We start from the raw sequence: 24,862 nt of genomic DNA on the forward strand, positions 1-24,862 counted from the left end.
GAGTCAGCGAACGGTCGTGCGGCGGCCGCGTTCGTCGTTTTTGCGCCATGAATGCCCGATGTCTGGCAAACTGTCGGGTTGGCAAACCAATAACGCACATTTACCGTCTTCATGAGCCTCACCCACAAGCTGCCCTACGAATGGCAGGTCGGCCTGCGCTACACCCGCGCCGGCAAGCGCAGCGGGCGCAACAGCTTCATTTCCTTCATTTCGATGGCCTCGGTGGCCGGCATCGCGCTCGGCGTGGCCGCACTGATCGTGGTGCTGTCGGTGATGAACGGCTTCCAGAAGGAAGTCACGGCGCGCATGCTGTCGGTGCTCGCACACGTCGAGGTGTTCGACGCGCGCGGCGAGATGCCGGGCTGGCGCGGCGCGGTGCAGGAAGCCCTGCGCAACCCCGAAGTGCGCGCTGCCGCTCCCTTCGCCGAGACCCAGGCCATGCTGCTCAGCGACGGCGTCATGAAGCCGGTGCTGCTGCGCGGGATCGACCCGGCGCAGGAGGTGAAGGTGTCCGACGTGGCCAAGCACATGCGCGAAGGGCGCTTCGACACCCTGCAGCCCGGCAGCTACAACGTGGTGATCGGGCGCGCGCTGGCCAAGTCGCTCGACGTGGCCGTGGGCGACCGCGTGACGATGCTGATGGCCTCGATCCCGACCGCGAACGGCGCGCCAGCGCCGGGCACGCCCGGCGGCACGCTGCCTCGCACCCGGCCGCTGACGGTCACCGGCATCTTCGAGGCCGGCCACTTCGAATTCGATTCCACGCTGGCCTTCGCCAGCATCGAGGACGCCCAGCAGCTGGCCGGCGTCGCGGCGCCCGCCGGCATCCGCCTGCGCCTGGCCGACATGCACCAGGCCCCGCGCGTGGCCGCCGAACTGCAGCGCAGCATGTCGGGCGAGCTGTACATCCGCGACTGGTCCAAGGTCAATGCCGTCTGGTTCGCGGCGGTGCAGTCGCAAAAGCGCATGATGTTCATCATCCTCACCATGATCGTGGCGGTGGCGGCCTTCAACCTGGTCTCGACCCTGGTCATGACGGTGCGCGACAAGCAGTCCGACATCGCCATCCTGCGCACCCTCGGCGCCTCGCCGCGCTCGATCATGACGATTTTCATGGTGCAGGGCACCCTGGTCGGCGTGCTCGGCGCCGTCCTGGGCGTGAGCCTGGGCGTGGCGGTTGCGCTCAACATCGACCTCATCGTGCCCTTCATCGAGCGCAGCTTCGACGTGCAGTTCCTGTCGCAGGAGGTCTACCTGATCAGCGAGATCCCGTCCGAACTGCGCTGGGGCGACGTCGGCTGGATCGGCGGCGTGGCCGTGCTGCTGGCTTTTGTTGCGACCCTGTACCCGAGCTGGTCGGCATCGCGGGTGAAGCCGGCCGAAGCCCTCAGGTATGAATGATGCGTATAGATGATTCCATTGTGATAACCGCGGCCGTGCGTTGTATGGCACACTGCGGCCTCGCGTAACAACGACGGAGACCATGAGACTTACCCAGAATTTGCCGTATGAATGGCTGGTCGGCCTGCGCTACACGCGCGCCGGCAAGCGCAGTGGCCGCAACAGCTTCATTTCCTTCATTTCCCTGATCTCTGTGTCCGGCATCGCGCTGGGCGTGGCCGCCTTGATCATCGTCCTCTCGGTGATGAACGGCTTCCAGAAGGAAGTCACCGACCGCATGCTGTCCGTGCTGGCCCACATCGAGGTGTTCGACCAGTCGGGCAGCATGCCGGACTGGCGCGCGGCCGGACGGGAAGCGCTGAAGCACCCGAGCGTGCGCGCCGCCGCGCCTTTCGTCGAGACCCAGGGCCTGCTCGAAGGGCAGGGCGTGATGCGGCCTTCGGTCATTCGCGGCATCCTGCCGCTGGAAGAACCCAAGGTGTCGGACATCGCCAAGCAGATCCGCCAGGGCAGCCTCGATTCATTAAAGCCTGGTTCCTTCAACATCGTGTTGGGCTATGCGCTGGCGCGCTCGCTGAATGTCGGCATCGGCGACAAGGTGAGCATGCTGCTGGCCCAGGGCCAGGTCACCCCGGCCGGCCTGCTGCCGCGCAGCCGCAGCTTCACCGTGACCGGGATCTTCGAAGCGGGCCACATGGAGTTCGACGCCGCGCTCTCCTTCATCCACGTCGAGGACGCGCAGCGCATGGAACGCCTGCCGGCGCCGATGGGCCTGCGCCTGCGCATCGACGACATGAACAAGGCCCCGATCGTGGCCGCGCAACTCAAGAAGTCGATGCCGGGCAACCTGGAGATGCGTGACTGGTCCAAGCTCAACGCCAACTGGTTCGCCGCCGTACAGACCGAGAAGAAGATGATGTTCATCATCCTCACCCTGATCATCGCGGTGGCCGCCTTCAACCTGGTGTCGACCCTGGTGATGACGGTGACCGACAAGCAGGCCGACATCGCGATCCTGCGTACCCTGGGCGCCTCGCCGCGCTCGATCCAGAAGATCTTCATGGTGCAGGGCGCGCTGGTCGGCATCCTCGGCACCGCGCTCGGTGTGGGCGGCGGCGTGCTGGTCGCCCTGAACATCGACGTCATCGTCCCCTTTATCGAACGTTTGTTGGGAGTGCAGTTCTTGTCGAAAGATATCTACCTGATCAGCGCGGTGCCGTCCGACCTGCGCTGGCCGGACGTGTTCAAGATCGGCGGCGTGTCCGTGCTGCTGGCGTTTGCTGCGACCCTGTACCCGAGCTGGTCGGCGTCGCGCGTGAAACCTGCGGAGGCGCTGCGTTATGAATAATCCACCAGTCCTGTCCTGCCGCGGCCTGGGCAAAACCTTCAAGCAGGGCGACTATACCGTCAAGGTCCTGGACGGCATCGACTTCGCCATCCACCGCGGCGAGCGCGTCGCCATCGTCGGCGCCTCGGGTTCCGGCAAATCGACCCTGCTGCATCTGCTGGGCGGGCTCGATACGCCGTCGACCGGGAAGGTTACCTTGCTGGGCGAGGATTTCGCGACCCTGTCCGAGACCCGGCGCGGCGAGCTGCGCAACTCTTCGCTCGGCTTCGTCTACCAGTTCCACCACCTGCTGCCGGAATTCTCGGCGCTCGACAACGTCATGATGCCCCTGATGATCCGGCGCGAGCCGCGCGACGTGGCATTGAAGAAGGCCGAAGCGATCCTGGGCCGCGTCGGCCTGGGCAAGCGCGTGGTGCACCGGCCGGGCGAGCTGTCGGGCGGCGAACGCCAGCGCGTGGCCCTGGCGCGGGCCCTCGTCACCGAGCCGGCCTGCGTGCTGGCCGACGAACCGACCGGGAACCTCGACCACAGCACTGCGCAGTCGATCTTCGACCTGATGCTGGAGCTGTCGCGTACCCTCGGCACCGCTTTCGTGATCGTCACCCACGACATGGAACTGGCGCGCCGCTGCGACCGCGTGTTCCGCCTCACCGAGCACGGGCTGCAGGCGGTGGAAGCCTAGCCATGTGGATCGACACGCACTGCCACATCGACGCGGCCGAATTCGGCGACGCGTCACTTAGCGTCGCCGCACAGGCGGCAGCGGCGGGTGTGTCGACGATCGTGGCGATGGCCATCGAGCGGGCGAATTTCGACACCGTCGCCAGCCTGGCCGCGCGGGCGCCGAACGTCACCTATGCGCTGGGCATCCACCCGATCTGCATCCCGCAAGCCCGCGACGAAGACCTGGACGCCCTGCGCGCGCAAGTAGAAGCGGCGATGAGCGACCCGAACTTCGTTGGGATCGGCGAGATCGGGCTCGATTTCTTCATTCCGCTCCTGTGTGAGCCGGACATGCGCGCCAAGCAGGAGCGCTTTTTGCGCGAGCAGCTGCGCATTGCCCGCGATTTCGCTTTGCCGGTGTTCCTGCACGTGCGCCGCTCACAGGACCAGGTGCTCAAGCACCTGCGGCAAATCCGCGCCCCGAGCGGCATCGCGCACGCCTTCAACGGCAGCTTCCAGCAGGCCCAGAACTTCGTCGACCTGGGTTTTCACCTGGGCTTCGGCGGCGCCATGACCTTTACTCGGGCGCTGCAGATCCGGCGCCTGGCGACCGAGCTGCCGCTCTCCAGCATCGTGCTGGAGACCGATTCGCCGGATATCGCGCCGTCCTGGATCCACCCTGGGCGTAATACACCCGAACAGCTGCCGGCGATCGGCGCCGCCCTGGCCGAACTGCGCGGGATCGGCGTCGATGCGGTGCGTGATGCCGTCCACGCGAACACCCTGGCCGCGATTCCACGGCTCGCGGCCGCCAGCCGGACTCTGGACAAATAACTAATTAGCAAAGTAGCAGACGCTGCTCCGCCAGGTAGCAGGCGGCGCGTAATCGGCTAGCACGACCGTGGCTGGCAGCTTTAGTTCGTTTGCAGCGCTGAGGCAACACAAGGCTGCGATTATTCCGTTCTGCCAAGATGCACTCTTCGCTGCAGCCGCAGCAATCGACACCACGGAGAGTGAATGGACAGCGCGAGCGAATTCCTGCGGATGCTACGGCACGAGAAATCGCTGACCACCGCCCACCGGCCGATCCGGCTGCGCCTGGGCCACGCCGACCACCTTGCCGACGAACTGCTGCTGCCGCAGCGGGTGCAGGGCCAGGAGTCGGTCTGCGGCGGCTTCGAATACCTGATCACCTGCGTCGCCGATACCCCGCGCCTCCCGCTCAAGGAACTCATCGCCCTCCCGGTCGAACTTCAGATGGTCACCGACCGCGGCCAGCTGCGCGGCATCTGCGGCATCGTGGCCGAAGTGCGCGCTGGCGACCACGACGGCGGCCTGGCCGTCTACCAGCTGGTGCTGCGCGACGCCCTGGCGATCATGGAAAAGCGCATCAACAGCCGCGTCTTTCGCTACCAGAACGAACTCGAGATCGTCCAGGTGCTGCTTGACGAATGGCGCCACTCCAACAGCGTCATGGCCAGCGCCTTCGATTATGAGCTCGACCCGCTGTTCGACATGCGCCTGTACCCGCCGCGCGAGCAAACCATGCAGTACAACGAATCCGACGCCGCCTTCGTGCGCCGCCTGCTCAAGCGCCGCGGCATCGCCTGGACCTTCCGCCCGGGCCGCGCGCGTGCCGGCGCCGCCGACCAGGAGCCGGACGACACCCCGGCCCACACCATGGTGCTGTTCTCCGATCCCGCCTCGCTGCCGCGCAGCGCGGCCGGCAGCGTACGCTACCACCGCGACGACGCCACCGAACAGCGCGACACCGTCGTCTCCTGGTGCGCCGCGCGCCGCCTGCAGCCGGGCAGCATCACGCGCCACAGCTGGGACTATCGCAACCCGTCCGGCACCCAGCACATGACCACCACCGCGCGCAGCATGGCCGACCAGGGCCGCAGCGGCAACGCGCTGGCCGCCACGCTGGACGACTACTTGGTCGAGCTGCCGCACGCCGGCAACGACGTCGAGGACCACTGGCGCCTCGGGCAGGTGCGCATGAACCGCCACGAATTCGACACCAAGTGCTTCCACGGCGAAGGCAGCGTGCGCGACCTGTGCGCCGGCGAATACTTCACCCTGAGCGGCCACCCGGAGATCGACACCCACCCGGAAGCCGAGCGCGACTTCGTCGCTACCTGCGTCTGGCTGGAAGCCGAGAACAACCTGCCGGCCGACCTGTCGGCACGGGTACGCCGCCTGATGGGCCCCTACAGCCCGCAGCAGGCCATGCTGGCGCCGAACGAGCACCCGGTGGGTGGCGACGGTGTGCGCGTGAAGATGCGTTTCGACGCAGTGCGGCGCGGCATCCCGCTGGCGCCGGCTTTCGATCCGCGCATCGACCTGCCGCACCCGCAGCTCCAGACCGCGATCGTCACCGGCCCGCCGGGCGAGGAAGTGCATTGCGACGCGCTGGGACGGGTCAAGATCCGTTTCCCGGGCATGCGCCCGCTCGACCACAAGCATGCGCACGGCGCCGGCGCCTCCGACACCCCGGCCGATTCCGCCTGGGTGCGGGTCGCCTCCAACTGGGCCGGAAGCGGTCCCGGCGCCGGCCAGCAGTGCGGCACGCTGTCGCTGCCGCGCGTCGGCAGTGAAGTGCTGGTCGCCTTCCTGGGCGGCGATCCGGACCGCCCCGTGATCCTGTCGCAGGTCTTCAACCAGCGCGGCGAACCGCCGGCGCTCAGCAGCCAGGGTAGCCTGCCCGGCAACCGCTACCTGTCCGGCACCCGCACCCACGAGATCGGCGGGGTGCGCGGCAACCAGCTGCGCTTCGATGACACCCGCGGCGAAATCAGCGCCCAGTTGGCCAGCGACCACGGCGCCGCCCAACTGAACCTGGGCTGGCTGACCCAGCCGAAAGCCAACGGCACCGCCGAGCCGCGCGGCGAAGGCGCGGAACTGCGCAGCGACCATACGGTGGCGATCCGCGGCAAGGAAGGCGTGCTGCTCACCGCCGAGTCCGCGCCGGCGGCCGAGGGGACCCATCTGGCGCGCGCCGGACTGATCGGCCTAGCGGAGTTAATGCAGAGCATCGCGGACGAGGTCGCCAAGCTGGCGGAGCAGCACACGGACGACGAGCCGAGCGGGGCCCGCCTGGCCGACTTGTCGGACAAGCTGCGCCGCTGGGACCAGGGATCGAACGTCGCTCCGGGCGAGAAGGGCGGCGACCCGGTGGTAGCGGTGACCGCCCCGGCCGGCATCGTACTGGCCAGCCAGGACAGCGTCGCCCTCGGTTCGCAGATCCAGCTCGACGTGGTCAGCGGCGGCGACGCGCGCACTTCGGCGGGCCGCAACATCTTCCTGCGCGCCGCACGCGGCATCAGCGCCTTTGCCCAGGCGCTTGGCGTAAAACTGGTGGCGGGGAGGGGAAATATCCTGCTGGAGGCCCATCAGGGGAATGTCGAAGTCAAATCCTCGGGAAAAATCAGCCTGATTTCAGCGGAAGCGATCCATATCGAGGCGCCGAATGTCCGGATTATCTCGCAGGGAGCGCAGACGGATTGGGCGAATGGCACGATTACGCAGCAAAGCGGCGGCGAACACACGATCAAAGCCAGCAGCCTGATTCGGGGTGGACCGGGTGGTGGCGATCCCACCAAACCGGATTTCGCCAAAACTTCTTTAAAGACGACGGAACGTCTTGTCCTGCGCCATCTCCAAACGCGGGAACCGATTCCATATCAAAATTACATTGCCCACCTCAGCGACGGCAGGACTATCCAGGGCATTAGTGACGCGGAAGGTCGCACTTCGCTGATGCAGAGTGATGAGCTGGGGCCGGTGCAGTTCGAGCTTCTTCCGTCCACAAATTAAGCAGTCGGGACCGTCATGCGTGAACCGACCAGGCCATTGCCTCCGCTCGTCCCTTTACCACACGGCGGATGGCGGGCCGATTCTTACATGTCCTCAGCGGACTATACGATCCGTGGTCTTGGACTCGTCCCTCCCAATAATATCGTGCCGGTCATTGTCGTACCTGGAATCATGGGCACGAATCTGCGGGCCAAACAAAAGCCACGTTTGGGACGGATAGAAGATGAGCGGAACAGGATGGTCGGCGCTGGCCAACCCGCATGGCGCCCGCCTAACGGCGACGACGAGGGGCTTAAAGCCGCCAAAATCTGGGGCAGGTATACGCCGCGCGAGCGCCAGTTGCTCCTTGACCCTTCCACTCTGGAAGTCGACCCCGACGGACCTATCGTCATACCGAAATCTGAGGACGGTTATGTTCTGACCGAGCGTGAGGTACGGGAGCGCGGCTGGGGGGAATTGTATGCCGACTCGTATGGCGGACTTCTCTACGGCCTGCAGACTCGCCTTAATCAAACGTTCGGGTTTGACGAACCAGGCAAGAAGCGTTTCATCCAGCAGCATTGGAAAGACGTGATCGCGTGTGATCCTCAGCGATGGGGCCTGAGCCACTTCGCGCCGCTAACGGAAGATCAACTCGTGAAGCACGCGCAGTACTATTTTCCAGTTTACGCGGTGGGGTACTGCTGGTTGCAAGACTGCAAAACTTCGGCGGAACTATTGGAAAAGCGCATTCTTGAAATCATCAATTCATGGAAGAGAGCGAATCGGCAGTGCTCCAAAGTGATCCTGGTAACTCATTCGATGGGCGGCCTGGTGGCACGAGCATGCGCGAGACGAATTCCGGACAAGATTGCCGGTGTCATCCATGGTGTCATGCCAGCGCTGGGTGCACCGGTTGCCTACCGCAGAATTGCCTGTGGAACTGAGCCGTTCTCACTAAATAGTAGCCCACTCAAGAAATTCGCAGACTCAAAACTGGCAATGATTTTAGGGAATAGTGCTGAAAAAACGACGCCTGTTCTAGCCACGTCGCCCGGGGCGCTCGAGCTTTTGCCAAATCACTTGTATCCCCATCCTTGGTTACACGTCCGCGTGATCAGATTTGTCGGCGGATCGCAAGGAGCGAATCAGGCGGGAAAAAATGGCACATACGGGTATCAAACAAAACCGTATGACGCGCTGTCCTTTCCTAACGCAAACTTGCAGAATCCCTACGACCTGTACCGTGACATGAAATTTTGGTTCCGCTTGATCAATCCGGAGCTTGCCGATCCGGCTGGCAAATATGCCAATAGCAAGCGAGATGGCGTGGTATCTGCAATTAAAAAGGCAACCAATACTGCCGAGACCTTCCATAGAACGCTCGGGGACTACTACCACCCTAATACCTATGCTTTCTATGGCGACGATAAAGAGCAGCTCTCGTTTGGGCAAGTACGGTGGGTTGCCCTTCAGCGGGCAGGTTCGGCAACGGCGCTTACGCCGGCGAATCTCACTGCCGCACGGTATATCGGTCAATCTGAAACGGGACAGCGGCGCGTGCTCGTCGAGGGACAAACCGAGCTTCGTTTCGCTCCCGATCAACAGGATGTGCGAGGGGACGGGACCGTACCATATCAATCCGGTGCAGGACCGGCCGGCAAAGTAAAACAAGTGTTTGCGACGGAGGGCTACGACCATCAAGGATCGTATAACAATGAGGACATGCTCATGTTAACGCTCCGATTGATCACCAAGATTGTCCAGGAGATCTCGTGAAGAATTGGCTCCGGAGCAGGCCGGCAAGAATGCTGGCCGGAGCTCTGTGCGCGGGTTTGGTCGCCACGTGGGCGGTGGGCAAAGTATTGGATAAACGCGAAGAAAGCCGGCGAGACCAAAGTGAGGTAGCTCGAATGACCGACAAAATGAAAACCGTATGTGTCGGCAGGTTCTTGATTGACGTGCCGGAAAGGGCAGAGATTGAACTGGCACAGGCACGCATCGATGGCTTCGATATTGCGACGTTCAACGAAACCGAGGAGGACTTTCAGAAGCGTGTTGCCGACCGCGAGTCGCAGATCAAGGCCAAGCCGGACTGGCGCGGTGGTGACAAGAATCTAGAGTCAGCGAGGGAAATCACGACCGACAGTGGTCTTGCTGGAAAGATCTTTATACATAGCCGGACGGTGGAAGAAGGAACTCAGGGCAACGGTCTGGGTGGGGTGGAGCGTTATCGCGATGAAGGCGTCACGACGGAAGCCCTCGTGCATGGCCACGGCATCAGCATCGACCTGTTCTTTGAAGACAGGAACCCTGACTTGATCGAGGATCTGCCCCGGCTGATTAAGCAGCTTGTAGCGAACCCGGACAACCGTACTCCTACTGAACCAGGATTCTGCATGAATCGCGCCTATGTGCGCGACCCGCTCGGTGCCGATCAGCGCGAACAAATCATGATGCTCGGCCGGCTGCCGGATCATCCGGATGTCGAGTTCATGTTCATCGTTTCGGCTGGACTGAAACCCGAGCCGCATGGAGTCCTCGCAAGGAATGAAGCTGCAGACGAAGCGCTTTCGATGGCTGATCGGACGCGTATCACGAGATTGCGAGCGGCTCCGCGGGAAATTGGCGGCCTGAACGGAGAGGAATTGGCGGAGCTGGTCGTCGAGAAAAATGAAGCACGTGGTCACAGTTTCTGGTGGGAGGTGAATGGGACCGAAAACAACGTCTTCGTCCCGCACGTCGTATTTAGGATGAGCACCGGGAACGGCAATCGGAAACCGGTTCCATCATCGCTATCGGACGGTGCCGCACTCGGGATGTGGGACAAGATCTCGGCCAGCATCCGGCTAAGGTCGGTTGAACCTGTAGCGAGTAGAGCCATCGATGCGCCGACTACGCCGCTTGGCACTTATGCATCAGCCGGCGAAAGCTGCCCTGAAAGCGGCTGGTGGCTTTGCGGCGATGGTGGCAATGGTATTGGCGTTCTCGGCGGCCAGCGACAGTACATCAAGAAGGGCGACTTGATGCCCCAGGCGCTACTGTTACCTCAACCAAGCCTTTGGGAGAGGATGCGTGGTTTGCAGCCGAGTTACGAATCCAAGAATCGGACCTCGTGGAAACTCGTCGATCACCGTGCGCGTAAGAGACTGGAATCGCCTTTGCCGCTAGCAAAGGCAACCGCGCCCCCAGGTACCGCAGTCGAAGTCGGGATTCCCGACGGTGCAGATGGTACGCGAGCAGCTATTGGAACCTTTTCTTCGACCGGCATCGCATGTCCGGCAAGCGGATGGTGGCGTTGCGAGGAGTCTCATGCACTTGATGGAACGCGTTGGTTTGCCCAAGGAAGCTTGCTGCCTCCCGCCACGTTCGCCGTCGCCCCAGGGATATTCGGAAACGCCTCGGGCGCCCCGCAGGCTATTCAGCGTCGTAGTGCCTGGCGCCTCATGCGCCTGGCAGGTGCGGCTGACCAAGCGGCCATTAGTTCAACCGCCTCCGTGGAACTACCGTCCTCGCTTCGAGATGTTTAACCCTGTTGTCGGGTGCACGCACGGCCGACTCGCCGAGCGGCTGCAAATCGGAATCTAGCGGAACTGAAATGAGTAATTCGTCCCCTATTGGATTGGTAGTCCTGTTAGGCGCACTTGTCATTGCGATTTTCGGAAGGACTTGGGAAGGGCACGGCAACCGCGGTAAGCCTCAGATGACGCGATTGACCGAGAAGATGAGGACTGTATGCGTCGGCAGGTTTCTGATCGACATGCCTGAACAGGCGCAGATAGACGTTGGGAGGGCCAGTGTCAACGGCTTCGATATTGCGACATTAATGGAATCGACCGACGAATTCAACGCCCGTATCGCTCGGCGGGAAGCAGAACTCAAGGCCAAGCCGGACCGTCTTGGCGGAAATAAGAGCCTTGAGTCGGTCAAAGAGGTGAGTACGGCAAGTGGCTTGGTAGGCAAGATATTTGTTCACAGCCGAGCGGTGAATGAGGGAACGGCCGGGAATGGACTGGAGACCGAACACTACCGATATGAAGGTATCGCTGTCGAAGCGCTCGTGCACGGTGACGGCGTGAGTATCGACCTCGGCTCGGATTTCTACTTTCCGGAAAAGCTGGACGAAATACACAAGCTCGTCACCCAGCTGGTGCCAAATCCACGAAGCGAAACTCCTGGCGAGCCTGGGTTCTGTCTTGATCGAGCTTATATTCGCGATCCGCTTCGTGCAGACCAGGGAGAACAAATCACGATGTTTGCCAAGCTGCCCAGTCATCCAGATTTCGACTTGCTGTTAATCCTCGCAGCTGGCGCTAAACCTGACAACGATGGGCTCCTCAAGCGGGGAGCCGCTTCTGAAAATCGACTTTCACTGGCTGAGAAAATGCGGGTCACTCGATTGCGTGCCCAGCCGCGTTCGATCGGAGGTTTGGCAGGGGAAGAGCTCATCAGGCGCGTCGTAGACAGGAGTGATGCTCAGGTGTACACCTTTCGATGGGAACTGAATGGTACGGAAGACGATGTGTTCACTCCACACCTTGTGTTTTCGATGACTACCGGGAAAGGCGATGATGGTCCCGTCAAGACGTCGATGTCAGAAGACGCTGTATTAGAATTGTGGGACAAGATTTCGTCGAGTATTCGTTTACGTCCAGGGGGAAGGCCACAAGTTCGCGTGTCCGCAAAGTTGTTTATCCCCATCGGCAGCCACGATTGGGCCGGCAATTGGTGCCAGCTATTGTGCGATGTTCCATCGGGGACGACATGAGGCGATTGTATTCGGTCGCGGTAACGCTTGCAGTTGCCGGAATCGCTTTTGCTGCGCTCGTTCCAAATCCATCCATAGGAATCGAGCGCGAGAAGCGCGTTCTAACCCGACTTACCGCAACGATGAAAACGGTATGCGTCGGCCGGATATTGATCGACATCCCTGCCGAAGCTCAGATCGAATTTGCGCGATCGAACATCGATGGTTTCGATATCAGTGCGCTGTATGAGACAAAGACGGAGTTCGACGAACGCCTCGCGGGACGAATAGCTAACCTGACTGGCACAGACGCGGTCCTCGAAAAAGGAAGTACGCTCGAACAGGTCGAGGAAATGGGTGGTGCGAATGGCGTTACGGGAAAGCTGATAGTGCACAGCCGTCGAGTGACCGAAGGTACCCGAGCACGCGGGCTCGAACTGGAGCGCTTTCGGAACGAAGGAGTTGCGGTCGAAGCCTTGCTCCATTTCGAGGGTGTCAGCTTTGATTTCGGCGCCGAGTATTACGACCCGGACCAGGTTGGAAACTTGCCGGCTTTGATTGCAAAGCTGGTGCCAAATCCCGGCTTTTCTGTCCCTGACGAACCAGGGTTCTGCATTGATCGAGCGTATGTCCGCGATCCGCTCAGGGCGGAGCAGGGTGAGCAAACTACGATGTTTGTCAGACTGCCGAGTCACCCTGAGATCGAACTCATGCTGATCCTTTCCGCTGGCACCAAACCCGATTCGGAGGGACTCCTCGCGAGAAGTGCAGCGGCTGAATCGCGACTACCCTTCGTCGACCGGATGCGGATCAAGAAAGTTCGAGCGGCGCCGCGAGAAATTGCTGGCCTCGTTGGGGAGGAGCTGGTCAGACAGAGCATCGAAGAAAATCAATCGATGACTTCTAGTTTCTGGTGGGAGGTGAATGGGAGCGAAGACAATGTGCTCTATCCCCACCTGGTCCTCAGAATGGTTAAGAAGGGCGAAATCGCTGGAGCACCTGGTTCCCTTTCAGCAGACGCCGCAGTGGGTTTATGGGACAAAATATCTTCAAGCGTCCGTTTAAGGATTCCGGCTAAGCCATTGCGAGATCTCGAAAAGCCTCACGGCCAATTTTAGGCACGCGGCTATTATGCGATCGCGCAATGTTAGGTTAGACAGCTCAGTTACATTCCAGCTTTCCGCATCCAGGAGAGCTGGGGTGAGCCACAAGCGCTATTACATCCGCGACGGCGCGCAGACGACGGCCGATGGCATCGTGAAGGCATCCGGCACATTCACGACCCTCGATGGCATCCCGCTGGCGCGGGAAGGCGATCCGGTCGACTGTCCCGCATGCGGCGAACAGGGCGTGATCCAGTGTGTGGCGCCGCGTCTGCCGGACCAGGCCGAGGGAAAGCAGTACGCGCTGAGCGACGACCTGTGCGTATGCGGCTGCTCGCCACCGCCGAAACTCCTGGCCGACCGCTTCGACGACTTCCAGATCGTCGACGACAGTCCGTCGATCTAACCGCCAGCGATCGCGCGCTTCCCGCGGCCCGGAGCCATGCGCTGCGCCATCCTCGCTTTCCTCGTCGGCGTTTGCTGGCTGCAGTCCTGCGCGGAACTCCCTTCACCACCCTGCGTAGCCGGCGCCGCCGCTAGCGCGCTCGCCCTGTGCGCCTTACGCAGGCAACTGGCGGCCATGATCGCCGCCGCCTTGTTCGGCGCGTCCTGGGCGGCCTTGCTGGCGCATCTGGCGATCGCCGACGGCCTGCCGCGCGAGATGGAGGGCAGGGACGTGGTCATCGTCGGCACCGTCGACAGTTTGCCGCACGAGTTCGAAGGCGGCGCGCGCTTCAACCTGCACGTCGAGCGCGTGCTGACGCCTGGTGCGACCGTCCCGAAGCGCATCGCCGTTTCGTGGTATGGCCAGCTGGCCGGCGCCGACGGCCCGGACGAGGCGGTGCAGCCGGGCGAACGCTGGCAGCTGGTCGTGCGCCTGCAGCGCCCGCACGGGAATGCGAACCCCTACGGCTTCGATTACGAAGCCTGGGTGCTGGAGCAGGGGATACGCGCCACCGGCTACGTGCGCCCCGCCGGTGCGCGCAACCAGCGCCTGGATGCCTTCGTGCTGCGTTTCGGCCATGTGGTCGAACGCGCCCGCGCTGCGCTGCGCCGGCACATCCTGCAGCAGCTCGACGGCAAGCGCTATGCCGGCGTGATCGTGGCGCTGGTGATCGGCGACCAGCGCGGCATCCCCCAATCGGACTGGGACGTCTTCAACCGCACCGGCATCAGCCACCTGGTGTCGATCTCGGGCCTGCACATCACGATGGTGGCGGGCCTTGCGGCATGGGCCGTGTCCGCACTGTGGCGCCGTTCTTTTCTCTTGGAGGACGCCGCGTTGCCCTTGCGCCTGCCGGCCCAGAAAGCGGCGGCGCTGGCGGGCGCGCTGGTGGCGCTGCTGTATGTGCTGCTGGCCGGCTTCGGCGTGCCGGCGCAGCGCACCTTCTACATGCTGGCGGCGGTGGCGGCGGCGCTGTGGTTCGGGCGCGTCGTGGCGCTCTCTCACGTCCTGTGCCTGGCGCTGGCCGTCGTTATCCTCATCGACCCCTGGGCGGTGCTCGGCGCCGGCTTCTGGCTCTCGTTTGGCGCGGTGGCGGTCATCCTGTACGCGAATCTCGGCCGGGTACAGCCCGCGGCCGGCTGGCGCCGCACGCTGTCGATGGCGGCCCAGACCCAGTATGCGGTCACGATCGGCCTGGTGCCGCTGACGATGCTGCTGTTTTCCCAGGTGTCCCTGGCCAGCCCGTTCGCGAACGCGATCGCCATCCCGGTGATCAGCCTGTTCGTGACGCCGCTGGCGCTGGTCGGCGCACTGCTGCCGGCGCCGCTGGCGGGTTGGGTGCTCGGCCTGGCCCACCTGGCGGTCGAGCTGCTGGCCGACGGCCTGGCGCTGCTGGCCGCCAGCCCGGTGGCGGTCGCAAACGCCCCGGCACCATCGCCGTGGATCTTCGTGCTGGCACTGGCCGGCACCTTCTGGATGCTGGCGCCGCGCGGCTGGCCGCACCGGTGGGCCGGGCTCGCGGCCTGGGCGCCGATGCTCACCCAGCTGCCGACCGCGCCCCCTGCCGGCAGCTTCACGGTGACGGCATTCGACGTCGGCCAGGGCATGGCCCTGCTGGTCGAAACCAGCGGCCATCGCCTGCTGTACGACGCCGGTCCGCAGTATGCGCCCGGGTCCGATGCCGCTGGCCGCATCCTGCTGCCTTACCTGAGGGGTCGCGGCATCGGCCAGCTGGACGCGCTGGTGGTCTCGCACAGCGACGTCGACCACGCCGGCGGCGCCCGCACACTGATCAAGGGTGTCGCGGTCGCACAGGTCCATTCCTCGCTGGGGAGCGGCCACCCTGTCGTGCATGCGGCGCGGCGTCACAGTCGCTGCGCGGCCGGCCAGGCATGGTCGTGGGACGGCGTGCGCTTCGAGATGCTGGGTCCCGACCCCGATTCGTACCAGCAGGCCGACTTGAGGGCCAATGCGCGCAGTTGCGTGTTGCGCGTGAGCGCTGGCGGCCGCGCGATGCTGCTGGCGGCGGACATCGAGGCGGCGCAGGAAGGGCAGCTCTTGCGCAGCGCGCAGGGCCAGTTGCGCGCCGACGTCCTGCTGGCGCCGCACCACGGCAGCGGCACCTCGTCCACTGCGGCCTTCCTGGATGCCGTCGATCCCCAGGTCGGCGTGTTCCAGGTGGGCTATCGCAATCGCTATCGCCACCCCAAAAAAGAGGTCTACGAACGTTACGGCAATCTAGGCATCCGCCGTCTGCGCACCGACGATTCGGGCGCCGTCACGCTACGTTTCAGTAAGAGGCTGGAGGTGAGCGAGTTCCGCGCCGAGCGCCGGCGCTACTGGTACGGCCAGTAGCTCCTCAGGCCTGCAACGGCAGGCTGAGTCGCACCCGCAGGCCGCCGCCGTCGCGGTTGAAGGCGCCGATGCCGCCGCCATGCGCCGCCATGACGCGCTGGGCGATCGCCAGGCCCAGGCCATGGCCATCGACGTTGTTCGGGTGCGAGCGGAAGAAGGGCTGGAAGATGGCGTCGAGGTGGGCCGGCGCGATGCCCGGGCCACGGTCGAGGACGTCCACGTGGGCCTGGCCATCGGCCGCGTGCAGCACGATCTCGACGCAGCCGCCGCTGCCGCCGTGGCGGATCGCGTTGCGCACCACGTTCTCCAGCGCGCTCCACAGCAGGTCCGGGTCGCCGTGGACGACCACCGCACCCGGCGCCTGCACCTCGATGCGGGGCACGCAGGGGCCGGCTTCGAAGCGCGCATCCGCGGCGATCTGGTCGGCCAGTTCGGTGAGGTCAAGCTGCTCGCGTCGCGTCAGCTTGGGTGAAGCTTCCAGGCGCGACAGGGTGAGCAGCTCGCCGACCAGCTTATCCATGCGCATGCTTTCGCGCTCGATGCGGTCGAGCGAGGAGCCGATCTTGTCCGGCTGCTGGTGCGCCAGGCCGACCGCGGCCTGCAGGCGCGCGAGCGGCGAGCGCAGTTCGTGCGAGACGTCGTGCAGCAGACGGCGTTGGCCGTCCATCAGGGCGGCTAGCCGTGCGCTCATGCGGTCGAAGTCGCGTCCCAGGTCGCTCAGCTCGTCGCCCGCGCGGCCGCCCTTGGCGAAGCGCGGCGCCAGGTCGCCGGCGGCCGCGGCCTCGAAGGCGCTGCGCAGGGCGCGGATCGGGCGCGAAAAGTACCAGGCGAGGAGGGCGGCAAACAGCAGGCTGGCCAGGGTAGCCGCGACGATGCCCGCCACCTGACCGACGCGGTGGCCGAAGCCCGGACCCGGCCCCGGCGGCGGCCCTGCGCCGAGCATGCCCGGCCGCGGGGCTCCGCCCTCGATCATCCCCGGCGGCGCTCCACGCGCCGGGCGCCGCACGAAGGCAATGTAGTCCGCGCCGTCCGGCCCCGCCAGGCGGCGCACGCCGCGCGCCGCCTCGCCCGAGGCCAGCTGGCGCTTGGCTTCCGCCGCCAGCCCGGGCGGCACAGGGCGGCCCAGCAGCTCCTGTCCGAGATGGTCGAGCACCAGCACCTGGGGGCGCTGCAGCTCGCCCACCATGCCGCGCAGGGCGGGCAGGCCGCCATGCCGGAGCGTGGCAGCGGCCGCGTCGAGCGCGATCCAGGCCGGCGGACCGGTATCCAGTTCGGCAGCCTGGCTGCGGGCCCGTTCGCGCAGCCAGAAGGCGCCGCCGATGCCGACCGCGGCGGCCAGCTGGGCCAGCAGTATACAGAGGAAGAATTTCCAGAACAGGCGGCCCATGTCAGTCCCGTATCAGCTGGTAGCCCTGGCGGTAGATCGTTTGCAGGGGAGAGCGGCCGTCGGCCAGCATGCCCAGCTTCTGGCGCAGGCTGCTCAGGTGGACGTCGATATTGCGGTCGAAGCGCGCCAGCGGCCGGCCCAGGCCCTGTTCCGACAGCTCGTTCTTGCTGACAGCCCGTCCGGCATGGCGCGCCAGCACCTCGAGCAGGTTGAATTCGGTGCTGGTCAGCTCCACCACCGCACCGTCCCAGGTGGCGCGGCGCTGTTCCGGGTACATGCTGAGCTTACCCACGCTGAGCACCGCGCCGGGGCCGGCGCCGGCCGCGGCATGGGTGCGGCGCAGGATGGCGCGCACCCGCGCCGTCAGTTCGCGCGGGGTGCAGGGTTTGGCGACGTAATCGTCGGCGCCGAGCTCCAGGCCGAGTATGCGATCCGCATCGTCGCCGCGCGCGGTCAGCATCAGGACCGGGATGCGGCTGGCGGCCCGGATCTGGCGCAGGGCGTCGATACCGTTCGTTCCGGGCATCATCACGTCGAGGACGGCGATCGCATAGTCGCCGCGCAGGGCCTCGCGCGCCCCGTCCGCGCCATTGTGGACGCAAGTGGTGCGAAAACCCTCTTGTTCGAGGTACTCGGAAAACATTCCGACGAGTTCGACGTCGTCGTCGATGAGTAAAACATGGTTCATGTCATCAGCATAGCAAAAGGCGCGCAGCTCGACTGTTGCTTGTTGAGCAGTTTTACCCGGATTTACACGGGTCCTACCGCGTTTTACATGGCGGGACAGCAGAATGCAGCCACCGAAACCCATGAAGGACACGAGCATGACATTCACTTCCCTCCGCGCCGCCGCCCTGCTGGCGGCCGCCTGCCTGGCCGGCGCGCCGGCCTTTGCCCAGGACGGGCCACCGCCTCCAGGCCTGGACCGCGGCCCGGGCGGTCCCGGTCCGCACTTCCTGCGCGGCGTCGACTTGAGCGAGGCCCAGCAGGATCGCCTGTTCGCCATCATGCACGAGGCGGCGCCCAAGCGCCGCGAGATCGACAAGGCGCGGCGCAAGGCGCACGAGGCCCTGCGCGAGGCAGCCGCCAGCGCCAGTTTCGACGACGCCAAAGCCGCCGCGGCGGCCCAGGCGCTGGGCCAGGCGGTGGCCGCCGACGAACTGCTGCGCGTGCGTACCGAAGCCCAGGCGATGGCCCTGCTCACCCCGCAGCAGCGCGAAGCGCAGCGCAAGGACCGTGCGCCGCGCGGCCCGCGCGATTGACCCCAGGAGAAGAACCATGGCACACGACCACACCACCTTGAGCGAAGACCTCGAACGCATGCTCGCCGGCGCCGCCAGCCGGCGCCAGTCGCTGCGCTGGCTGTTCGCCGGCGCCGCCGCGATCCCGCTGGCGGGCTGCGGCGGCAGCAGCGAGGACAGCAGCGCCACCGCATCGTCCACCAGCAGCAGCGGCAGCACCGGCAGCACGGGCGGCACAGGCAGCAGCGGCAACGTCTGCTCGGTCATCCCGGAAGAAACCGGCGGCCCCTATCCGGGCGACGGCACCAACCGCAATGCCAGCGGCGTGGCGAATGCGCTGGTCCTGTCTGGCATCGTGCGCAGCGACATCCGCGCCAGCGTGGCCGGGGCGACCGGTGTGGCGCAGGGGATCCCGCTGACGATTCGCCTGCAGCTGGTGAACGTGGCCGCCAACTGCGCGGCGGCGAGCGGCGCCGCGGTCTACCTGTGGCACTGTACCCGCGAGGGCGGCTACTCGATGTATTCGAGCGGGATCACGGGCGAGAACTTCCTGCGCGGCGTGCAGGAAGCGGACAGCCAGGGTGTGGTCACTTTCCAGACCATCTTCCCGGGCTGCTACGACGGCCGCATGCCGCACGTGCACTTCGAGGTCTATCCGACGCTGGCCAAAGCGAGCAATGCGTCGAACCGCATCAAGACCTCGCAGTTCGCCTTCCCGCTGGCGACAACGAACGAGGCCTATGCGACCAGTGGCTATAGCGCCAGCGTCAGCAACCTGGCGCGTATCAGCTTTGCGACCGACATGGTGTTCAGCGACGGTACTGCGCTGCAAATGGCGACCGTCACCGGCAATCCCACCCAGGGCTACGTGGCGACGCTGACTGTAGGCGTTTCCTTCTAAATGGGGTTCGCGGCGGGGCGTCTTTCTTTACAATGGCCGTTGTCAACATCACCAGGCCGTGTCCATGAGCAAACCCCTGCTGCATTTCTCCCATGGGAACAGCTATCCCGCCGGCACCTATAGCCGGCTGTTCCAGGCCCTGGGCGAGCACTACGAGGTGCGCGCCCAGGACATGTTCGGCCACGACCCGCGTTTCCCGGTGGGCGATGGCTGGCACGGCTTGGTGGACGAACTGATCCACCACCTGGAGGCCTACGAGCAGCCGCCGATCCTGGTCGGCCATTCCCTCGGCGGCATGCTGAGCATGATGGCGGCCAAGCAGCGCCCAGACCTGGCGCGCGCCGTCGTGATGCTCGATTCGCCCGTGGTGGCCGGCTGGCGCGCCTTCCTGTGGAAGCTGGTGAAGCGGCGCGGCATGGGTTCGCGTTTTTCGCCGGCGCGCTTTTCGGAGCGCCGCCGTAATGTCTGGCCCGACCGCGCCGCGGCCTACCAGCACTTCATGGCGAAGCCGATGTTCCAGGCCTGGGCGCCGGGCGCGCTCGACGATTACCTCGAGCATGGTTTGAAGCCGCATCCGGAAGGCGTGCAGCTGCGCTTCGACCGCGCTGTCGAAACCCGGATCTACAACACCCTCCCGCACCACATGGGCGCGATCATCCGCGAACCGTATCCGCTGCCGATCGGTTTCATCGCCGGCACCACCTCCGAGGAACTGCGCCAGGCCGGACTGGATGCGACCCGCAAGCTGGTGGGCGGCAACCTCGTGATGATCGAGGGCGGGCATCTGTATCCGCTCGAGAAACCGGAGGAGACCGCGCGCCTCACGCATGAAATGATTCAACGGCTGCTGCCGGTGAAGGTGCCGGAGGCGGTCATTTAGCGTAAAATCGCGGGATTGATTTCTTGGAATATCGACAATGGCTATCAAAAGCGATAAATGGATCCGCCGCATGGCGGAAGAGACCGGAATGATCGAACCCTTCGAGCCGCGCCAGGTGCGCGAATCGGACGGTCGCAGGGTCATTTCGTGGGGAACTTCGTCGTACGGCTACGATATCCGCTGCGCCGACGAGTTCAAGGTGTTCACCAACATCAACAGCACCATCGTCGACCCCAAGAATTTCGACTCGAATTCCTTCGTGGACGTGAAGAGCGATGTCTGCATCATCCCGCCGAACTCCTTCGCGCTGGCCCGCACCATCGAGTACTTCCGCATCCCGCGCAACGTGCTGACCGTTTGCCTCGGCAAATCGACCTATGCGCGCTGCGGCATCATCGTCAACGTGACCCCGTTCGAGCCGGAATGGGAAGGCTACGTGACCTTGGAGTTCTCGAACACGACGCCGCTGCCGGCCAAGATCTACGCGGGCGAAGGCTGCGCCCAGGTGCTGTTCTTCGAATCCGACGAAGTCTGCGAGACTTCGTACAAGGACCGCGGCGGCAAGTACCAGGGACAGCACGGCGTCACCTTGCCGAAAACCTGATTCATTTTTTCGTGGCAGGCTGCCGAAAATGAATCATATCGATGGGCTGAGCCACCATGTCCGACTGCTGTAGCGGCGGCTGCTCCTCCGGCAAGCCGCCCGCCGATCCGAAATACCGGCGCATCCTCTGGATCGCGCTCTGGGTCAACGCGCTGATGTTCGGCGTCGAGATCGTCGGCGGACTTAGCGCCGGCTCGGTCTCGCTGCTCGCCGACGCGGTCGACTTCCTCGGCGACGCCGCCAACTACGGTATTTCCCTGTTCGTCCTGGGCCTGGCGCCGGTCTGGCGTTCGCGCACCGCGCTGGTGAAGGGCGCGACCATGGGCGGCTATGGCGTCTTCGTGCTGGGCAGCGCCTTCTGGCACCTGCGCACCGGCAGCGTGCCGGAAGCGCACACCATGGGCTGGATCGGTTTCTCGGCCCTGGCGGCCAACTGCCTGGCAGCCGTGCTGCTCTACGCTTATCGCAACGGCGACGCCAACATGCGTTCGGTGTGGCTGTGCACGCGCAACGATGCGATCGGCAACGTGGCCGTGATGCTGGCGGCGCTGGGCGTGGCCCAGACCGGCAGCGGCATTCCGGACCTGCTGGTCGCCACCATCATGGGCCTGCTCGGCCTGACGGCGGCCTATTCCGTCATCACCCAGGCGCGCCGTGAACTGCGCTCCGCGGCAGCGCCCCTTGCCGCCACCGTGGAGCTCAAGCGCCGCTAGCCAGGTGCCCGAGCTTGTCGGGGTTGCGCACGACGTAGATCGCCGTGACCTTGCCTCCGTCGATCTGCACCGCCATCGCCTGCGGCAGCGCGTCCGCCTCGAGGGTGACTTGTCCCGGCAAGCCGCCGATCAGGGCTTCGCGCAGCACCTCGGCCTTGCTCCATCCTTTCTGCGCCAGCGCGTGCAGGAAGCGCGCCACCTTGTCCAGTCCATGGATCGGATTCACGGCCGCACTGCGCTTGCCGCCGCCGTCGCCGTAGAACACCACGTTATCGGCCAGGAGCTGCTTGAGCTGCGCGAGGTCGCCCTCGCGCGTGGCCGCGAAGAAGGCGCCGGCGATCTGCTGCTGTTCCTCGAGCGGCACCGGAAAGCGCGGACGCGCGTTGGCGACGTGCGTGCGGGCGCGGCTGGCCAATTGGCGCGCCGCGGCGCTCTCACGGCCGATCGCTTCGCCGACCTCCTTGAAATCGAGCTCAAACACGTCGTGCAGCAGGAAGGCCGCGCGCTCCAGCGGCGACAGGCGCTCCATCGCCAGCATCAGGGGCAGGGTGATGTCGTCACCCTCGTCGCTTGCTTCGATGAAGGGCTCGGGCAGCCAGGGGCCGACGTACTGCTCGCGCTTGACGCGCGCGGATTTCAGCACGTCGAGGCACAGGCGCGTCACCGTGCGCACCAGCCAGGCCTCGTGCTCGATGATGGCGGCGCGGTCGGCGCCGTGCCAGCGCAGCCAGGCATCCTGCACCACGTCCTCGCTTTCCGCGACGGAGCCGAGCATGCGGTAGGCGATGCGCTGCAGGCGCGGGCGGCGTTCGGTGAAGAAGAGGGTGGGGTCCATGACCCGCCAGCTTAGCGCAAAAAAAGAGGAGCCGCGCGGCTCCTCTTTTCGTTTCGAGCAGACCGCTTACGCGTCCTGCATCACGCAGTCCACGAAGTAGCCGCGCTTGCCGTCCACCTCGCGTTTGACCAGGCCGTGCACGTCGGTCTCGAAGCCCGGGAAGCGCTCGTTGAAGTCGCGCGCGAAGCGCAGGTAGTCGACGATGGTCTTGTTGAAGCGCTCGCCCGGGATCAGGAGCGGAATGCCCGGCGGGTAAGGCGTCAGCAGGATCGCGGTGATGCGGCCTTCGAGTTCGTCGATGGCGACGCGCTCGATCTGGCGGTGCGCCATCTTCGCGAAAGCGTCCGACGGCTTCATCGCCGGGACCATGTCCGACAGGTACATCTCGGTGGTCAGGCGTGCCACGTCGTACTGCTTGTAGAACAGGTGGATCTCGGTGCACAGCTCGCGCAGGCCGCGGTTCTCGTAGCGCGGATTGGCCGAAGCGAACTGCGGCATCACCTGCCACATCGGCTTGTTGCGGTCGTAGTCGTCCTTGAACTGCTGCAGCGCCGTCACCAGGGTGTTCCAGCGGCCCTTGGTGATGCCGATGGTGAACATGATGAAGAACGAGTACAGGCCGCACTTCTCGATGATGACGCCGTGCTCGGCCAGGTACTTGGTCACGATCGATGCCGGGATGCCGGTCTCGCCGAAACGGCCGTCGAGCGACAGGCCCGGGGTCACGATGGTCGACTTGATCGGGTCGAGCATGTTGAAGCCCGGCGCCAGTTTACCGAAGCCGTGCCAGTCGTCCTCGGCGTGGATCATCCAGTCCTGCTGGGTGCCGATGCCTTCTTCCGACTGCACGTCCGGGCCCCAGACCTTGAACCACCAGTCGTCGCCGAACTCGGCGTCGACCTTCTTCATGGCGCGGCGGAAGTCCAGCGCTTCCAGGATCGATTCTTCCACCAGGGCGGTGCCGCCCGGCGCTTCCATCATCGCGGCGGCGACGTCGCAGGACGCGATGATCGAGTACTGCGGCGAGGTCGAGGTGTGCATCAGGTAGGCCTCGTTGAAGGCATCCTGGTCGAGCTTCACGGTTTCCGATTCGCGCACCAGCACCTGCGAGGCCTGAGACAGGCCGGCCAGCAGCTTGTGGGTCGACTGGGTCGAGAAGATCATCGACTGCTTGGCGCGCGGGCGGTTCTCGCCGATCGCGTGCATGTTCTGGTAGAAGCTGTGGAAGGCGGCGTGCGGCAGCCAGGCTTCGTCGAAGTGCAGGGTGTCGATTTTCCCGTCCAGCATTTCGCGCAGGGTCTCGACGTTGTACACCACGCCGTCGTAGGTCGACTGGGTGATGGTCAGGATGCGCGGCTTCTTGTTCACCGCATCGCGTGCGAACGGATTCGCTTCGATCTTGCGGGCGATCGATTCGGGCGTGAACTCTTCCAGCGGGATCGGGCCGATGATGCCGAGGTTGTTCCGGGTCGGCATCAGGAACACGGGGATCGCGCCGCACATGATGATCGAGTGCAGGATCGACTTGTGGCAGTTACGGTCGACCACCACGATGTCGCCCGGCGCCACGGTGCTGTGCCAGACCATCTTGTTCGAGGTCGAGGTGCCGTTCGTCACGAAGTAGCAGTGGTCGGCATTGTAGATGCGCGCGGCATTGCGCTCGGACTTGGCGACCGGTCCGGTGTGGTCCAGCAGCTGGCCGAGTTCCTCGACCGCGTTGCAGACGTCGGCGCGCAGCATGTTCTCACCGAAGAACTGGTGAAACATCTGGCCCACGGGGCTTTTCAGGAAGGCGACGCCGCCCGAGTGGCCCGGGCAGTGCCACGAGTAGGAGCCGTCGTAGGCGTAGTTGACCAGCGCGCGGAAGAAGGGTGGCGCCAGCGAATCGAGGTAGGCCTTGGCTTCGCGGATGATGTGGCGTGCAACGAATTCCGGGGTATCCTCGAACATGTGGATGAAGCCGTGCAGCTCCTTCAGGATGTCGTTCGGGATGTGGCGGCTGGTGCGGGTCTCGCCGTAGATGTAGATCGGGATGTTCGCGTTCTTGTGGCGGATCTCGAGCACGAAGGCGCGCAGGCGGGTCAGGGCGAAATCGGTTTCCTCGACCGAGCCGCCGCCGAATTCCTCGTCGTCGATCGACAGGACGAAGGCCGAGGCGCGCGACTGCTGCTGGGCGAACTGCGACAGGTCGCCGTAGCTGGTCAGGCCGAGCACCTCCATGCCTTCCTGCTCCATCGCGGCCGCGAGTGCGCGAATGCCGAGACCGGAGGTGTTCTCGGAACGGAAGTCCTCGTCAATAATGACGATGGGGAAACGAAATTTCATGGACAGCTCCAAAGCTAAGCGCCGTGGAAGCGGCTGACCCCGATGGGTCGATCCGCCGGCCACGGCACCGGAAAAAAGAGGAAACGGATTTTCGCAGAAATCAGGCGCGCCGGTGC

The 24,862-nt window shown here is 64.7% G+C and carries 20 protein-coding genes; 16 read left to right on the forward strand and 4 right to left on the reverse strand.

Features of this window, described 5'->3' with window-relative positions; all coding sequences use genetic code 11:
* Positions 1-111: 111 nt before the first annotated feature.
* From GV068_RS07900 to GV068_RS07950, 11 genes are all read left to right on the forward strand, one after another.
* The gene (locus GV068_RS07900; protein ID WP_159696806.1) at positions 112-1,401 is read left to right on the forward strand and encodes a lipoprotein-releasing ABC transporter permease subunit; all 1,290 of its coding nucleotides are present in this window, start codon (positions 112-114) and stop codon (positions 1,399-1,401) included.
* A gap of 82 nt (positions 1,402-1,483) precedes the next feature.
* Positions 1,484-2,749 carry a lipoprotein-releasing ABC transporter permease subunit gene (locus GV068_RS07905; protein WP_159696807.1) on the forward strand — a complete coding sequence of 422 codons (1,266 nt, stop codon included), beginning with the start codon at positions 1,484-1,486 and terminating at the stop codon, positions 2,747-2,749.
* The gene (gene lolD, locus GV068_RS07910) at positions 2,742-3,431 is read left to right on the forward strand and encodes a lipoprotein-releasing ABC transporter ATP-binding protein LolD (RefSeq protein WP_159696808.1); all 690 of its coding nucleotides are present in this window, start codon (positions 2,742-2,744) and stop codon (positions 3,429-3,431) included. Before GV068_RS07905 ends, lolD begins: the two co-directional genes overlap by 8 nt.
* Positions 3,432-3,433: 2 nt before the next feature.
* On the forward strand, positions 3,434-4,246 hold the full coding sequence (locus tag GV068_RS07915; RefSeq protein ID WP_159696809.1) for a TatD family hydrolase: 813 nt from the start codon (positions 3,434-3,436) through the stop codon (positions 4,244-4,246).
* Positions 4,247-4,429: 183 nt separating this feature from the next.
* Positions 4,430-7,231, forward strand: a complete 2,802-nt coding sequence (locus GV068_RS07920; protein ID WP_159696810.1) for a type VI secretion system Vgr family protein — start codon at positions 4,430-4,432, stop codon at positions 7,229-7,231.
* A 15-nt stretch (positions 7,232-7,246) separates the two neighbouring features.
* Positions 7,247-8,989: a triacylglycerol lipase gene (locus GV068_RS07925; RefSeq protein WP_159696811.1), complete on the forward strand. Its 1,743-nt coding sequence runs from the start codon at positions 7,247-7,249 to the stop codon at positions 8,987-8,989.
* Positions 8,990-9,123: 134 nt separating this feature from the next.
* Complete coding sequence (locus tag GV068_RS07930; RefSeq protein WP_159696812.1) at positions 9,124-10,740, forward strand: T6SS immunity protein Tli4 family protein; 1,617 nt, start codon at positions 9,124-9,126, stop codon at positions 10,738-10,740.
* A gap of 68 nt (positions 10,741-10,808) precedes the next feature.
* Entirely contained in the window at positions 10,809-11,978 is a 1,170-nt protein-coding gene (locus GV068_RS07935; protein ID WP_159696813.1) for a T6SS immunity protein Tli4 family protein, read from the forward strand.
* A complete protein-coding gene (locus GV068_RS07940; RefSeq protein ID WP_159696814.1) occupies positions 11,975-13,075 on the forward strand; it encodes a T6SS immunity protein Tli4 family protein in 1,101 nt (366 codons plus the stop codon). Before GV068_RS07935 ends, GV068_RS07940 begins: the two co-directional genes overlap by 4 nt.
* Before the next feature lie 82 nt (positions 13,076-13,157).
* On the forward strand, positions 13,158-13,466 hold the full coding sequence (locus GV068_RS07945; RefSeq protein ID WP_229463895.1) for a PAAR domain-containing protein: 309 nt from the start codon (positions 13,158-13,160) through the stop codon (positions 13,464-13,466).
* A 36-nt stretch (positions 13,467-13,502) separates the two neighbouring features.
* Positions 13,503-15,860, forward strand: coding sequence for a DNA internalization-related competence protein ComEC/Rec2 (locus GV068_RS07950; protein ID WP_159696816.1), 2,358 nt, complete (start codon positions 13,503-13,505; stop codon positions 15,858-15,860).
* Between the two features lie 4 nt (positions 15,861-15,864).
* Here the strand turns inward: GV068_RS07950 and GV068_RS07955 are convergent, their stop codons facing one another.
* Positions 15,865-17,247, reverse strand: coding sequence for a cell wall metabolism sensor histidine kinase WalK (locus GV068_RS07955; protein ID WP_159696817.1), 1,383 nt, complete (start codon positions 17,245-17,247; stop codon positions 15,865-15,867).
* Between the two features lies 1 nt (position 17,248).
* Positions 17,249-17,935: a response regulator transcription factor gene (locus GV068_RS07960; protein ID WP_159696818.1), complete on the reverse strand. Its 687-nt coding sequence runs from the start codon at positions 17,933-17,935 to the stop codon at positions 17,249-17,251.
* A 136-nt stretch (positions 17,936-18,071) separates the two neighbouring features.
* On the opposite strand from GV068_RS07960, the gene GV068_RS07965 reads away from it, so the two are divergent.
* The 5 genes from GV068_RS07965 (at position 18,072) to GV068_RS07985 (ending at position 21,586) form a co-directional block, all read left to right on the forward strand.
* Entirely contained in the window at positions 18,072-18,509 is a 438-nt protein-coding gene (locus GV068_RS07965) for a Spy/CpxP family protein refolding chaperone (RefSeq protein WP_159696819.1), read from the forward strand.
* 16 nt (positions 18,510-18,525) lie between these two features.
* Positions 18,526-19,389, forward strand: a complete 864-nt coding sequence (locus tag GV068_RS07970) for an intradiol ring-cleavage dioxygenase (RefSeq protein WP_159696820.1) — start codon at positions 18,526-18,528, stop codon at positions 19,387-19,389.
* A gap of 64 nt (positions 19,390-19,453) precedes the next feature.
* Entirely contained in the window at positions 19,454-20,269 is an 816-nt protein-coding gene (locus GV068_RS07975; protein ID WP_159696821.1) for an alpha/beta fold hydrolase, read from the forward strand.
* A 37-nt stretch (positions 20,270-20,306) separates the two neighbouring features.
* Positions 20,307-20,873, forward strand: coding sequence for a dCTP deaminase (dcd, locus tag GV068_RS07980; RefSeq protein WP_036247129.1), 567 nt, complete (start codon positions 20,307-20,309; stop codon positions 20,871-20,873).
* Between the two features lie 56 nt (positions 20,874-20,929).
* Complete coding sequence (locus tag GV068_RS07985; RefSeq protein WP_159696822.1) at positions 20,930-21,586, forward strand: cation transporter; 657 nt, start codon at positions 20,930-20,932, stop codon at positions 21,584-21,586.
* Here the strand turns inward: GV068_RS07985 and GV068_RS07990 are convergent.
* Entirely contained in the window at positions 21,573-22,421 is an 849-nt protein-coding gene (locus GV068_RS07990; protein ID WP_159696823.1) for a sigma-70 family RNA polymerase sigma factor, read from the reverse strand. The two genes, GV068_RS07985 and GV068_RS07990, sit on opposite strands and share 14 nt — an antisense overlap.
* A 66-nt stretch (positions 22,422-22,487) precedes the next feature.
* On the reverse strand, positions 22,488-24,746 hold the full coding sequence (locus tag GV068_RS07995) for an arginine/lysine/ornithine decarboxylase (protein WP_159696824.1): 2,259 nt from the start codon (positions 24,744-24,746) through the stop codon (positions 22,488-22,490).
* Between the last annotated feature and the right edge of the window lie 116 nt (positions 24,747-24,862).

The sequence above is a fragment of the Massilia sp. 9I genome (genome assembly GCF_902506415.1).
Classification (GTDB): domain Bacteria; phylum Pseudomonadota; class Gammaproteobacteria; order Burkholderiales; family Burkholderiaceae_D; genus Telluria.

Coding starts and splice junctions, on each gene's coding strand:
- GV068_RS07995 (WP_159696824.1), bottom strand. CDS start 24,746: ATGAAATTTCGTTTCCCCATCGTCATTATTGACGAGGACTTCCGTTCC.
- GV068_RS07970 (WP_159696820.1), top strand. CDS start 18,526: ATGGCACACGACCACACCACCTTGAGCGAAGACCTCGAACGCATGCTC.
- GV068_RS07930 (WP_159696812.1), top strand. CDS start 9,124: ATGACCGACAAAATGAAAACCGTATGTGTCGGCAGGTTCTTGATTGAC.
- GV068_RS07920 (WP_159696810.1), top strand. CDS start 4,430: ATGGACAGCGCGAGCGAATTCCTGCGGATGCTACGGCACGAGAAATCG.
- GV068_RS07955 (WP_159696817.1), bottom strand. CDS start 17,247: ATGGGCCGCCTGTTCTGGAAATTCTTCCTCTGTATACTGCTGGCCCAG.
- GV068_RS07985 (WP_159696822.1), top strand. CDS start 20,930: ATGTCCGACTGCTGTAGCGGCGGCTGCTCCTCCGGCAAGCCGCCCGCC.
- GV068_RS07975 (WP_159696821.1), top strand. CDS start 19,454: ATGAGCAAACCCCTGCTGCATTTCTCCCATGGGAACAGCTATCCCGCC.
- GV068_RS07960 (WP_159696818.1), bottom strand. CDS start 17,935: ATGAACCATGTTTTACTCATCGACGACGACGTCGAACTCGTCGGAATG.
- GV068_RS07915 (WP_159696809.1), top strand. CDS start 3,434: ATGTGGATCGACACGCACTGCCACATCGACGCGGCCGAATTCGGCGAC.
- dcd (WP_036247129.1), top strand. CDS start 20,307: ATGGCTATCAAAAGCGATAAATGGATCCGCCGCATGGCGGAAGAGACC.
- GV068_RS07925 (WP_159696811.1), top strand. CDS start 7,247: ATGCGTGAACCGACCAGGCCATTGCCTCCGCTCGTCCCTTTACCACAC.
- GV068_RS07935 (WP_159696813.1), top strand. CDS start 10,809: ATGAGTAATTCGTCCCCTATTGGATTGGTAGTCCTGTTAGGCGCACTT.
- GV068_RS07950 (WP_159696816.1), top strand. CDS start 13,503: ATGCGCTGCGCCATCCTCGCTTTCCTCGTCGGCGTTTGCTGGCTGCAG.
- GV068_RS07940 (WP_159696814.1), top strand. CDS start 11,975: ATGAGGCGATTGTATTCGGTCGCGGTAACGCTTGCAGTTGCCGGAATC.
- lolD (WP_159696808.1), top strand. CDS start 2,742: ATGAATAATCCACCAGTCCTGTCCTGCCGCGGCCTGGGCAAAACCTTC.
- GV068_RS07965 (WP_159696819.1), top strand. CDS start 18,072: ATGACATTCACTTCCCTCCGCGCCGCCGCCCTGCTGGCGGCCGCCTGC.
- GV068_RS07990 (WP_159696823.1), bottom strand. CDS start 22,421: ATGGACCCCACCCTCTTCTTCACCGAACGCCGCCCGCGCCTGCAGCGC.
- GV068_RS07905 (WP_159696807.1), top strand. CDS start 1,484: ATGAGACTTACCCAGAATTTGCCGTATGAATGGCTGGTCGGCCTGCGC.
- GV068_RS07900 (WP_159696806.1), top strand. CDS start 112: ATGAGCCTCACCCACAAGCTGCCCTACGAATGGCAGGTCGGCCTGCGC.